Here is a 12,643-nt window from a genome sequence, read left to right on the forward strand (position 1 = left end):
GAACGCATTATACCATTGATCCGTTGATATGAATAGTATATGATGCTGCCTGTGTGCCCGGACGAAAAAAAGTTTCTCCAAAAGTCAAATCCGGGCGCTCCATTCCGTCTATATTGTCAGGAGGTGAAGTCTGTGACTGGAATCCAGGGCCCGGATTCTGTAAAACAGGAAAGACTTACTGTCCTGATCCGCCGATACGAAAAAGACATCCTGAGAATCTGCTACCTGTATCTTCATGACACGGAACAGGCCCGGGATACTGTACAGGAAACCTTCCTGAAAGCTTATACGCACCTGGACAGCCTGCGTGACGAAAAGAAGGAAAAAAGCTGGCTGCTCCGGATCGCGGTCAATCTCTGCCGGGATCATCTGCGAAGCCCGTGGGTCACCCGTCTCAACCGGTTTGTTCAGCCGGAAGACCTGCCCATCGCCGCGGAACAGCCGGATGAAACCCACGCCGCCCTGACAGCGGCTGTAATGAACCTTCCACGGAAGTACATGGAAGCCATTATGCTCCGGTATGTCCAGGGATATGACCTGCAGGAAACCTCCGAGATTCTGGGAATTACACCTTCTGCCGTATCAAGGCGGTGCAGCCGCGCCTGCGTCATACTGAAAAACGAACTGGAAGGGAGCGATAAAGACAATGCATGAAAGCAAAGCACAGGAACGCATTCATGAAGCTGTCCGTGACAGCCTCTCCTGGCTGGATGAGCTTCCTTCCCGGGAAACAGAAATCCTGGAACAAACGAAGAAGGAGGCCGAACCTTTGATCACAATATATAACGGCACCTGTGAAACAAGAATTGAACCGGCATACACGCCGGCAGTAAACAGAAACCCGTCAGTCCGCTTCAGGTCCCTGGCAGCGATAGCCGCTGTCCTGGTCCTTCTCACCGGACTGTGGACCATCCGGCTGAACCGGAGTGATAGCCTGCCGCTGGATACCGTAACACAGCCCATCGGCACCGAGGCCGCCCCCGGCACGCCGGGGCAGGATTCCCCCAAATTTCCCGCGGCAGTCAGCCTGCAGGATGAAAACCAGTCTCCGTCCCTGGATCGGATTGACCTGTATGTGGAGGAAGACCTGCTGTGGAACAAGGAAACCGGTATCCTGGCTGAGGGAGACAATGTGGATAAATCCAAAGGCATTCCCTTTCAAAACACGGTATACCGCCAGGTCGCCAGGGCCGGCGGCAGCGCTGAAGGAAAACTGGAATACCGGAACGGACAGGGATCACTCCTGTTCACGGATGACATCAGCCTGCAGCTTGATCCCGAAGACACGTTTTCCATGGACATGCCCCAGAAAAGCTTTCTCCTCAAAGCATCGGACGGATCCTTTGATTATCCGCTCTTTGATGACCGAACCGCCGATGCCTATCCCACCATCCTGCTCCGGAATGGCGGGAATGACAGCATGTGGACCCGCGTGATGGACGAAGTACAGCACCGGCTGATTGAAAGACATACGGACGCCCGCCTGCTGACCCAGGCCTGGAGACCGGTAAACGTCTACCTGAACGGGGAATACTGGGGCATCTACAATATGCGGGAAAACGTGGATGCCTACACCGTCTGCCGCTATGAACAGATTCCGGATGATCTGGCGGATGACATCACCATTCTGTATATCAACGGCACACCATTACAGGGCCAGAAAAAAAACTTTGTCAGCATGCGCGAACAGATCAAAAACAGCGATCCGGCCCATAATCCGGAAGATCTGGCATACCTGGAGCAGGAAATCGATATTGACAGTTTCCTGGACTGGCTCACCGTGGAAATGTATTTCGGAAACAGCGACATCGGGAACGGAATGGTTTACCGGGTGCCCGGCGGCAAGTGGAAATGCCTGATCCAGGACCTGGATTACGGACTGTTTAGTTCCGGTTTTAACTCAGTCGAAAGCTACCTGAAAGAAAAGGGAATGGGTGAGGTAGCGATCGACAACAGTATCTTCCTGAAGATCCTGGAGGTGGACAAATACCGGGAGCTTTTCTTCACCAAGCTGGGCAGCCTGTTCCATTCCCTGACCACCGAAGTGATGCTGGCCGAACTGGACGAATGTGTCGAATGGATCGAGCCAAGTATGCAGGCCCATTTTGACCGCTGGGGTCCGTTGAATGACAAAGCTATCATTTCTGAACTCCCGACCACATCCGAAGGCGCATGGCAGTACTGGCAGCAGCGGATCAAGCGGCTGCGGAAGACCATGCTGAAGCGTCCGATCCTGCTGTACGGCTACATCCAGGAATTTTTCGGAATGAGCGATACAGAAATGGCTGTATACTTCCCGACAGACATCCCAAAGGAATTACCGGACTCTGCCACTTAACGGCCTTTCGCAGAAAAACCGCCTGATGAAAATCAGGCGGTTTTCTTTGTTTTACGAGAGTTATTCACTTTCCGCTCCCCAATCCTCCCATGTGCTGTAACTGAATGCCCATTTGACTGTTTCCTCATCCAGCGGTTCCGGCTTTTCCCCGATCCAGGGCTGCAGTTCCGGAAGATTAGCTTCCAGGGCATACAGGTGCTGCTGCATCAATTCACTGCGGCGTTCAGCATCCGGAGCAACAGCCACATAGCCCCTTGCCTCTGCGCTGTATTCAAAGATCTCGTCATGGATACGCCTGTACTCCCTCAGATACCGGTAATATGTCTCCAGTTCCTCTGATGCCGCCGGCAGGTCGTCCCCCAAGGACCAGACAAGCCGGTCATTGCCTTTCATGACATGATATCCAAGGCAGGTATTTTCCGAAAATTCCCCGGCACGTATAAACTTCAGGATTTCATTATGAACCAGTTTCTGTCCTTTATGGAGCACTTCCTGCCTTTTACGGCCCAGGAAGAATTTCTTCGCCGTATACTTCTCCCGCTGGGTATACCGGAAGAAAACAGTATCATCATGGCGCACGGCGCGTCCCGCTTCTATCAGTTTCTCCATCTGTTCAGGATCCGAAGGATCACAATCTTCCGGCAGGGGATCTTCTAAATCTCCTTCAATCCACATATTGATCCACTGGTCGCTGCCGTTCAGTTCCTTATAATCCGCGATCACAGCCACATCCCCGTTCTCCATCCGGAACAGGCGAATATCATACTGATCCGGATCCAGCGGCACCTGAAGGTCCGACAGATACTGATATCCGAAGATGCCGCCGACAGCCAGCGCCACGATCAGCATGCCCAGCAGGAACGGCTTCAGGAAACGGCTTACCTTCTTTTTCTTCAGCACCGTCTTCAGGGAGCGTTCCACATCCTTTTTCTCCTGCTTTTCGGGAGATTTCTGATGAAAAAGATCCTTTTTCAGGTCTTCGTAAACCGCCGCGCACTCCGCGCACTCCTTCACATGGGCTTCCACCGCTTCCCGGCTCTTGTCACTGCAAACGCCGTCGATCACCAGCGGCATCAGATCCTGGATGATCTCACAGTCTTTATTCATTCTTCGTTTCCTCCTTCATTTGCTCAACGATCATGCGCTTCGCCCTGAAGCACATGACCCGCGCCCAGTCCTCTGATCTTTCGAACAGTTCCCCGATTTCCCGGTATCCCAGTTCGCTGAACAGGCGCATGGTCAGGATCTCCCGGTAAGGTTCCTTCAGCCGGTGAAGGATCTTATAGGCATCGAACGCCGTGATCCGGTCCATCAGCTTTTCGGTAAAATCATCCTCAGCCGCTTCCGCCTGCTGCTTTTCCAGCAGCTTCCGCTGCTTGTCGGCTTTTCGCAGCAGCAGGTAATACTGATTCCGGGCGATGGAACAGAGCCACGTTCCCGTGTCACTGTCCTTCCGGAACGTATCCCACTGCCTGATCGCGGCATAAAAGGTCTCCTGTGTCAGGTCTTCCGCCAGGTCCCGGTTCCTGCACAGGCGGATCAGATATCCGAACACCAGGTCCTTATACTGATCATAGATCACTTCAGCCTCAGGCAATCCTTCCACTCCTTTCTCCCGTATTCATAAGGTTAGTAACAAAAAAAGGAGAAACGTAACAGTAAAATATAAAATCTTTTTTATTGTACAGAAAACAACCACAGATGACCATAGAGATAATTCAGAATTAAGAATTCAGAATTCAGAATTATATATACTTAAACCATCAACTATTCAACTTCGCAGCCCACCAGTGTTCGGTATGGAACAGATATCCTTACTGATTTATAAAAGCACGCCAGAAAGCACACTTCTGTCATCCGGTCAAGGGTTTCACAAGTGGCCTGCGGCCACCCTTGACCAGCTGCCATCAGTGTGCTGAAAGGCAGTCAAGGAGGGTCAGATCAATCTGCCCTCCCGGACCAATACCAATCAAATACCACCGACATCTCATAGCTTAACTTCTGTGTTCAACATGGAACAGATACTCATACAATTGTACAAAGTAATTCAGCAGTTGCGTTAGCAACTGCCTATTGGAATCCGGGGAGCGAAGGAAGCGGTAGCCCAGTGGGCTATCCTGCGAAGCAGGAAGCGCCCTGAGCGAGTCAATCGAAGCAAGCAGCGGGTTGAAGCGTCAGCGATACCCGCTGCGCCGACTGAGATTGCGGCAAACGACCTACTCTCCCGGACCGTTGCCAGTCAAGTACCATCGGCACTGAAGAGCTTAACTTCTGTGTTCGGTATTGAACAGATACCCATATGTTTTTACAAAAGCGAATAAAGTAATTCAGCAGTTGCGAAAGCAACTGCCTATTGGAATCTGGGGAGCGATCCGAGTGGCAGCCCAGTGGGCTGTCCATCGAAGATGGAAACGAGGTGAGCGAGTCAATCGAAGCAAGCAGCGGGTTGAAGCGTCAGCGATAACCGCTGCGCCGACTGAGATTGCGGCAAACGACCTACTCTCCCGGACCGTTGCCAGTCAAGTACCATCGGCACTGAAGAGCTTAACTTCTGTGTTCGGTATGGAACAGGGGAGCGAGCCGAATGTCAGCCCAGTGGGCTGTCGGCGAAGCCGAAATGAGGCGAACGAGTCAACCGAAAGGGAGAGCTAAGCCCGCTCCAAGGGCTTAGAGCGACCATTGAGGTTGCGGAGGAACCTCTTCGTCTCTCCCCCTCCCACCTGTTCCCGAAGCTTCCTACACTGCTCGCCTGGATTCCATTTATGGAATCCGTGAGTGAGCCTTATAAAGGCGAACGAAACAATCTGGGTGATCGCTTCTTTTGCATATAATGCAAGGATAGAAGCGATCACCCAGATTGAATAAGGCGAGCGTCTTATCTTTTATACCAATACTCTATATCTTCAAATACCGCCGGATTCCATGAAAAAAACTCTGTAGTTTTCACTACAGAGTTTATTGGAATCCGGCGGCGACCTACTCTCCCGGACCGTTGCCAGTCAAGTACCATCGGCACTGAAGAGCTTAACTTCTGTGTTCGGTATGGGAACAGGTGGAACCTCTTCGTCATAGCCACCGGAAATTGTGAGCTATTTAGGAAATCACTTTCGTGATTTCTTCGTCCCTTTAGCGGAACGATTGGCCCTTTCCGTCGTTCTTTTCTTCCTCTTCCAGGGCCCATCGGATTGCCTTACGCAACCCTGACAACTGCACAGCCATAAGATTCAGGAATTGGTGACCTGTTTTTCTGTTCTAATTGATCTCAAGATCTTTCTGAAATCAAGCCCTCGACCTATTAGTATCATCAAGCTCCATACGTTACCGTACTTCCACCGATGACCTATCTACCCGGTAGTCTTCCGGGGGTCTTACTTGCTTGCGCAATGGGAGTCTTATTCTTGAGGTGGGCTTCACGCTTAGATGCCTTCAGCGTTTATCCCGTCCGCATTTCGCTTCCCTGCTGTGCCGTTGGCACGACAACAGTTGCACCAGTGATGCGTCCATTCCGGTCCTCTCGTACTAGGAACAGCTCCTCTCATGACTCCTACGCCCACGATGGATAGGGACCGAACTGTCTCACGACGTTCTGAACCCAGCTCGCGTGCCGCTTTAATTGGCGAACAGCCAAACCCTTGGGACCTGCTTCAGCCCCAGGATGCGACGAGCCGACATCGAGGTGCCAAACCTCCCCGTCGATGTGGACTCTTGGGGGAGATCAGCCTGTTATCCCCGAGGTAGCTTTTATCCGTTAAGCGACGGCTTTTCCACTCAATACCGCCGGATCACTAAGCCCGACTTTCGTCTCTGCTCGAATTGTCACTCTCGCAGTCAGGCACCCTTCTGCCTTTGCACTCTTCGAATGATTTCCATCCATTCTGAGGGTACCTTTGGGCGCCTCCGTTACTCTTTCGGAGGCGACCGCCCCAGTCAAACTGTCCACCTGACACTGTCCATTACCCGGTTCACGGGTCCATGTTAGAATTCCAGTAACAGAAGAGTGGTATCCCAACAGCGGCTCCACTAAGACCGAGGTCCTAGTCTCCAAGCCTCCCACCTATCCTGTGCATCCGTTACCGAAATCCAATATCAGGCTACAGTAAAGCTCTACGGGTCTTTCCGTCCAGTCGCGGGTAATGGGCATCTTCACCCATACTTCAATTTCACCGGGCCCCTGTTGAGACAGCGCTCAAATCGTTACACCATTCGTGCGGGTCGGAACTTACCCGACAAGGAATTTCGCTACCTTAGGACCGTTATAGTTACGGCCGCCGTTTACTGGGGCTTCGGTTCGATGCTTCGATTGCTCTAACATGTTCCCTTAACCTTCCAGCACCGGGCAGGTGTCAGCACCTATACGTCAGCTCTCGCTTTCGCAGATACCTGTGTTTTTGCTAAACAGTCGCTTGAGCCTATTCTCTGCGGCCTCTCTCGAGGCACCCCTTATCCCGAAGTTACGGGGTCATTTTGCCGAGTTCCTTAACAAGGGTTCTCCCGTTCGTCTCAGGATTCTCTCCTCGCCCACCTGCGTCGGTTTCCGGTACGGGTACCTTCAGATATACTAGCAGCTTTTCTCGCCAGCGTGAACTCATCTGCTTCCCTACTTTATTTCGGTCCACATCACACCTTAGCTTAGAGGGATGCGTACTTCACTACATCCCAACCTCAGTGCTTGTACGGAGTTGACCATCACCCCGCTCAGACTATCCTTCTGTGTCACTGCTTCATTCTTCGGTAGTGCAGGAATATACACCTGCTGTCCATCGCCTACGACTTCCGTCCTCGGCTTAGGCCCCGACTTACCCTGGGTGGATGAACCTTCCCAGGAAACCTTGGGCTTTCGACGGCGAAGTTTCTCGCTTCGCTCTCGCTACTCATACCGGCATTCTCTCTTCTGTACAGTCCACTGTGCTTCACAATACAGCTTCAGCCCGTACAGAACGCTCCTCTACCACGCGCATTCGCGCATCCATCGCTTCGGTGTCACGTTTTAGCCCCGGACATTTTCGGCGCACAACCACTCGACCAGTGAGCTATTACGCACTCTTTAAATGTGTGGCTGCTTCTGAGCCAACATCCTGGTTGTCTGTGCAATTCCACATCCTTCTCCACTTAACGTGTACTTTGGGACCTTAGCGGTTGATCTGGGGTGTTCCCCTTTTGCCCGCGGAACTTATCTCTCGCGGACTGACTCCCATGGTTTGCATTGTATGGTATTCGCAGTTTGATAGAGTTTGGTAGGATTTGAGTCCCCCGCGCCCATTCAGTGCTCTACCCCCATCAATTATCCATGAGGCTAGCCCTAAAGCTATTTCGAGGAGAACCAGCTATCTCCGGGTTCGATTGGAATTTCTCCCCTATCCACAGCTCATCCCCGCCTTTTTCAACAGACGTCTGGTTCGGTCCTCCATGGGATTTTACTCCCACTTCAACCTGGCCATGGATAGGTCACCCGGTTTCGGGTCTACGTCATGCAACTATCGCCCTATTCAAACTCGCTTTCGCTTCGGCTCCGGACCTTCAGTCCTTAACCTCGCTGCATAACGTAACTCGCCGGTCCGTTCTACAAAAAGTACGAGATCGTACATAACATGTACTTTCTCTGCTTGTAAACACAGGGTTTCAGGTTCTCTTTCACTCCCCTCCCGGGGTTCTTTTCACCTTTCCCTCACGGTACTATGCGCTATCGGTCACCATATCGTATTTAGGCTTGGAAGGTGGTCCTCCTGCTTCCCGCCGGGTTTCACGTGCCCTGCGGTACTCTGGTATCAGTTAGCTGGTTGACTCTTTCGCTTACGGGGCTGTTACCCTCTCTGGCTGAGCTTTCCATCTCTCTTCGGCTAAAGTCTTCCATACACGTTACTGACCCACAACCCCGGGAGCATGCCCCCGGTTTGGCCTCTTTCCCCTTCGCTCGCCGCTACTTAGGAAATCATTATTTATTTTCTCTTCCTGCGGGTACTTAGATGTTTCAGTTCCCCGCGTGCCCTCCTGTAAGACTATGGATTCATCTTACGGTGACAGCCTCTTCGACTGCCGGGTTTCCCCATTCGGATGTCTACGGATCGGTGCCTGCTTGCGGCTCCCCGTAGCTTTTCGCAGCTTGCCACGTCCTTCTTCGGCGTATGGTGCCAGGGCATCCACCCTGTGCTCTTTGTAGCTTGATTTCTCGTCGTTCTGATCCTGAGACCAATCGGTTTGGTAAAATCTTCATTTTACCCTCAAACTGGTCTTTCCTGAATCTTTTTCTTTGCTGTGCAGTTGTCAAGGTGCGCTGCTCGTCAGCAGATCGAGCCTTGAAGACGATACAGAGTTTCGCGCGCTGTTAAGGATTAGCGACTATTCTTTTCGAACGTTCGTTGACGTTCCGTTTTGCTTCTTTGAAGCTTTTTAATGATACGGACTTTCGTCCGCAATCGACCTCGGTTTCGGCGTCCACCTTTCGGCTTCTGCTTTCTCCCTAGAAAGGAGGTGATCCAGCCGCACCTTCCGATACGGCTACCTTGTTACGACTTCACCCCAGTCATTGGTCTTGCCTTAGGCGGCTGGCTCCTTGCGGTTACCTCACCGACTTTGGGCACTCCCAACTCCCATGGTGTGACGGGCGGTGTGTACAAGGCCCGGGAACGTATTCACCGCGGCATGCTGATCCGCGATTACTAGCAACTCCGACTTCATGTGGGCGGGTTGCAGCCCACAATCCGAACTGGGACCACTTTTTTGAGATCCGCTCTCCCTTACGGGTTCGCTCCTCTCTGTGGTGGCCATTGTAGCACGTGTGTAGCCCAGGTCATAAGGGGCATGATGATTTGACGTCGTCCCCACCTTCCTCCGAGTTGTCCCCGGCAGTCTCTTCAGAGTCCTCAGCTTTACCTGTTAGTAACTGAAAATAAGGGTTGCGCTCGTTGCGGGACTTAACCCAACATCTCACGACACGAGCTGACGACAACCATGCACCACCTGTCTCAGTATGTCCGAAGACACGATGTATCTCTACAAGTTTTACTGGATGTCAAGACCTGGTAAGGTTCTTCGCGTTGCGTCGAATTAAACCACATGCTCCGCTGCTTGTGCGGGCCCCCACAATTCCTTTGAGTTTCAACCTTGCGGCCGTACTCCCCAGGCGGAATGCTTATTGTGTTAACTGCGGCACAGAAGGGGTCGATACCCCCTACACCTAGCATTCATCGTTTACAGTGTGGACTACCAGGGTATCTAATCCTGTTTGCTCCCCACACTTTCGCGCCTCAGCGTCAGTTACAGTCCAGTAAGTCGCCTTCGCCACTGGTGTTCCTCCCAATCTCTACGCATTTCACCGCTACACTGGGAATTCCACTTACCTCTCCTGCACTCAAGCCCGACAGTATCCAAAGCAATTCCCACCTTAAAAGCAGGACTTTCACTTCAGACTTACCGGGCCGCCTACGCGCCCTTTACGCCCAATCATTCCGGACAACGCTCGCCCCCTACGTATTACCGCGGCTGCTGGCACGTAGTTAGCCGGGGCTTCCTCCTTGGCTACCGTCTCTTTCTCTTCACCAAGGACAGAGGTTTACGATCCGAAAACCTTCTTCCCTCACGCGGCGTTGCTGGGTCAGGGTTTCCCCCATTGCCCAATATTCCCCACTGCTGCCTCCCGTAGGAGTTTGGGCCGTGTCTCAGTCCCAATGTGGCCGATCACCCTCTCAGGTCGGCTACCGATCGTCGACTTGGTGGGCCGTTACCTCACCAACTATCTAATCGGACGCGAGCCCACCCCTTACCGGATTACTCCTTTGACCCCTAAGCGATGTCGCTTTGTGGTCTTATGCGGTATTAGTACAACTTTCGCTGTGTTATCCCCCTGTAAGGGACAGGTTGCTCACGCGTTACTCACCCGTCCGCCGCTAGAACATTACATCTTCAAATCCATCCGAAAACTTCATATCTGTCGCAATGTCCCCGCTCGACTTGCATGTGTTAGGCACGCCGCCAGCGTTCGTCCTGAGCCAGGATCAAACTCTTCCGTTTAATCCTGTTAACATCTTTCGATGTTTCACTCTTTGGAATCTTCGCTAGTCTTTCCTTAATGTTTGCGCGTTTCTTCTCTGTATCGTTTTCAAGGTTCGCTCTGCTCTATTTCTTACGATCTCTCGCAAGCGAGCTTGGATAGAATATCAAACGGCAAGGCCTTTGTCAAGCACTTTTTGGCGCTTTTTTTCAAAAAAATTCAGGTAAATCAACGCTTCCGTACGATGCGTCATTTACCTGAACGAATGTTCGTGTTTTGGCCAACGTATTGGGGTTTCTTCTATATATATACACCAATATGTTCGGATACATTCCCGGCTGCTTTACAGCTTCATCAGCACTGCCCGGCAGGGAGCCCCATCCGCTCCTCCCAGGTTCAGCGGAGCAGCGTTCAGCAGGTAGATTCCTTCCTTAACTTCTCCCAGCCGGATGCCCTCCAGCAGCACGATCTCCGCTCCCAGCATGATCAGATGCACCCGCATGGGAGCGTCCTCCGGCCCCACGGTCTGGGATTCATTGCCAAAGAGCAGGATCCCCGCTTTCGCGAAAACCGCGGCAGCCTCTTCCGTTACCACCGCCGGGCCCTTCACCAGGATCCGCTTTGCCGCCTCCGGATCGATTGCTCGTGCCTTCTCCAGGATGGCTTCAGCGTCCGCCGCAGAAAATTCCCCGGAATGCTCCGCCACATACGCGGATCCGATGAACCGTTCCAGGGAAACGGCATCAATCGTTCGTCCTTCATTGATAAAATGAAAAGGCGCGTCCACATGCGTTCCGTTGTGGGCACACATACGGAACGCTGTCAGGTTGCAGACAGCGCCTTCCGGGATTCGCATCATAACCTGCCGCTCCGGCGAGGGATCACCGGGATACACACAGCAGGTAAACACTTCCTGGGAGATATCATAGATCTTCATCCGTTTTCTCTTCTTTCTTAATATATGTGATGCAGCACAGTCCTGTCTCTCATGATTTCTCCGCCGGCCGCGTCTTTTCCTTTTGCAATGGAAAATGCCCGCGGGAGCCATTCAGCTTCCCGCGGGCATCTGTTTGTTTTTTATCAGGCAGCAGCTTTCTTCGCCGCTTTTTTACGCTGGAGGTTGGAAACAACAAGCGCGCAGGAGGCGTCGCCGGTGATGTTCACCACAGTACGTCCCATGTCAAAGATCCGGTCCACACCCGCCACCAGCGCAATGCCTTCCACCGGCAGGCCAACGGACTGAAGCACCATGGCAAGCATGACCATTCCGGCGCCGGGAACACCCGCCGTACCGATGGAAGCCAGCGTAGCCGTCAGCACGATGGTCAGCATCTGGGAGAAGGTCAGGCTGATACCAAAGCAGGAAGCAATGAATACGGCGCACACACCCTGATAAATGGCAGTGCCGTCCATGTTGATGGTGGCGCCCAGCGGCAGCACGAAGGAGCTGACTTCCTTATCCGCGCCCAGCTTCTCACTGCACTCCATATTCAGGGGAAGCGTTCCCACAGAAGAGGCGGAAGAGAATGCCATCATGATCGCCGGCAGCATGCCCTTGAAGAACTTCAGAGGGCTGACGCCGCCCATGGTCTTCACGGAAATGGAATACACCACAACCGCGTGCACGATATAGCACATATAAGCCACCAGCAGCACCTTGGCCAGAGATCCCAGCACGGCCGGTCCGTTCTCAGCCACCACCGGGCAGAGCAGGCAGAAGACACCGATGGGGGAAAGCTTCAGGATCATTTCCATGGCCTTCATGCAAACATCGTTGCAGACATCCACCGCCTTGAACTCCATATCGAACCGGTGGCCGATCAGGATCAGGGCAAAACCGATGAACAGGGAAGATACGATAATCTGCAGCATATTCGCGTCCACAAAGGGCTTGATGAAGTTGGACGGGAAGATGCCCACCAGGGTATCCATAAAGTTGACAGAAGTCGCGGCCGGTTCATAGGACAGCTCCGCTGTGGACAGAACCGGGAAAATGCCTTTGAGCAGATTGGCAAACAGCAGGCCGATCGCTACCGCGAAAGCGGTGGTGCACATATAGTAGAGAATGGTCCGGCCGCCGATGACGCCGACCTTTTTGATGTCCCGCATGGACACCACACCCGCCATGATCGAGAAGAAAACCAGCGGACATACGATCCATTTGATCAGGTTCAGGAATATCGTACCGAAGGGTTTAATATAGCTTTTAGCGAAATCAGGGTTTCCCGTCAGCGCGATACCTGCGCCTATCGCCAGTACCAGGGCGATAAAGATCTGCGTGGATAGAGCCAGTTTCTTCCGTTTTTCCATGGTTGTCC

At 52.6% G+C, this 12,643-nt stretch carries 6 protein-coding genes and 5 rRNA genes; 2 read left to right on the forward strand and 9 right to left on the reverse strand.

Going from position 1 to position 12,643, the window contains the following annotated elements; translation table 11 throughout:
- Positions 1 to 132 precede the first annotated feature (132 nt).
- Together JYE50_RS11440 and JYE50_RS11445 are read left to right on the forward strand one after the other, a co-directional pair.
- Complete coding sequence (locus JYE50_RS11440; protein ID WP_179138451.1) at positions 133 to 654, forward strand: RNA polymerase sigma factor; 522 nt, start codon at positions 133 to 135, stop codon at positions 652 to 654.
- Positions 647 to 2,338, forward strand: a complete 1,692-nt coding sequence (locus JYE50_RS11445; protein WP_084097333.1) for a CotH kinase family protein — start codon at positions 647 to 649, stop codon at positions 2,336 to 2,338. The genes JYE50_RS11440 and JYE50_RS11445 overlap by 8 nt, the downstream gene beginning before the upstream one ends.
- Before the next feature lie 60 nt (positions 2,339 to 2,398).
- Here JYE50_RS11445 and JYE50_RS11450 read toward each other — a convergent pair whose 3' ends face one another.
- The 9 genes from JYE50_RS11450 to JYE50_RS11480 form a co-directional block, all read right to left on the reverse strand.
- A complete protein-coding gene (locus JYE50_RS11450) occupies positions 2,399 to 3,445 on the reverse strand; it encodes a zf-HC2 domain-containing protein (RefSeq protein ID WP_084097335.1) in 1,047 nt (348 codons plus the stop codon).
- Positions 3,438 to 3,935, reverse strand: a complete 498-nt coding sequence (locus JYE50_RS11455; RefSeq protein WP_179138452.1) for an RNA polymerase sigma factor — start codon at positions 3,933 to 3,935, stop codon at positions 3,438 to 3,440. The genes JYE50_RS11450 and JYE50_RS11455 overlap by 8 nt, the downstream gene beginning before the upstream one ends.
- A gap of 609 nt (positions 3,936 to 4,544) precedes the next feature.
- A 5S ribosomal RNA gene (gene rrf / locus JYE50_RS15570) occupies positions 4,545 to 4,647 on the reverse strand.
- 177 nt (positions 4,648 to 4,824) lie between these two features.
- Positions 4,825 to 4,930: ribosomal RNA gene (rrf, locus tag JYE50_RS15575) — 5S ribosomal RNA — on the reverse strand.
- Between the two features lie 371 nt (positions 4,931 to 5,301).
- Positions 5,302 to 5,418 (reverse strand): 5S ribosomal RNA (gene rrf / locus JYE50_RS11460).
- A 195-nt stretch (positions 5,419 to 5,613) separates the two neighbouring features.
- Positions 5,614 to 8,502, reverse strand: a 23S ribosomal RNA gene (locus JYE50_RS11465).
- Positions 8,503 to 8,799: 297 nt separating this feature from the next.
- Positions 8,800 to 10,345, reverse strand: a 16S ribosomal RNA gene (locus tag JYE50_RS11470).
- The 16S, 23S and 5S rRNA genes sit together here, the layout of an rRNA operon.
- Before the next feature lie 323 nt (positions 10,346 to 10,668).
- The gene (locus JYE50_RS11475) at positions 10,669 to 11,262 is read right to left on the reverse strand and encodes a cyclase family protein (protein WP_084097347.1); all 594 of its coding nucleotides are present in this window, start codon (positions 11,260 to 11,262) and stop codon (positions 10,669 to 10,671) included.
- 143 nt (positions 11,263 to 11,405) lie between these two features.
- Complete coding sequence (locus JYE50_RS11480) at positions 11,406 to 12,635, reverse strand: dicarboxylate/amino acid:cation symporter (RefSeq protein ID WP_084097349.1); 1,230 nt, start codon at positions 12,633 to 12,635, stop codon at positions 11,406 to 11,408.
- Positions 12,636 to 12,643: the final 8 nt, after the last annotated feature.

It is taken from the genome of Aristaeella lactis, from assembly GCF_018118585.1.
Lineage (GTDB): Bacteria > Bacillota > Clostridia > Christensenellales > Aristaeellaceae > Aristaeella > Aristaeella lactis.

What these genes read in the sequence shown, in the direction of transcription:
- JYE50_RS11475 (WP_084097347.1), bottom strand. Translation starts at nt 11,262, where the DNA reads ATGAAGATCTATGATATCTCCCAGGAAGTGTTTACCTGCTGTGTGTAT.
- JYE50_RS11445 (WP_084097333.1), top strand. Translation starts at nt 647, where the DNA reads ATGCATGAAAGCAAAGCACAGGAACGCATTCATGAAGCTGTCCGTGAC.
- JYE50_RS11480 (WP_084097349.1), bottom strand. Translation starts at nt 12,635, where the DNA reads ATGGAAAAACGGAAGAAACTGGCTCTATCCACGCAGATCTTTATCGCC.
- JYE50_RS11450 (WP_084097335.1), bottom strand. Translation starts at nt 3,445, where the DNA reads ATGAATAAAGACTGTGAGATCATCCAGGATCTGATGCCGCTGGTGATC.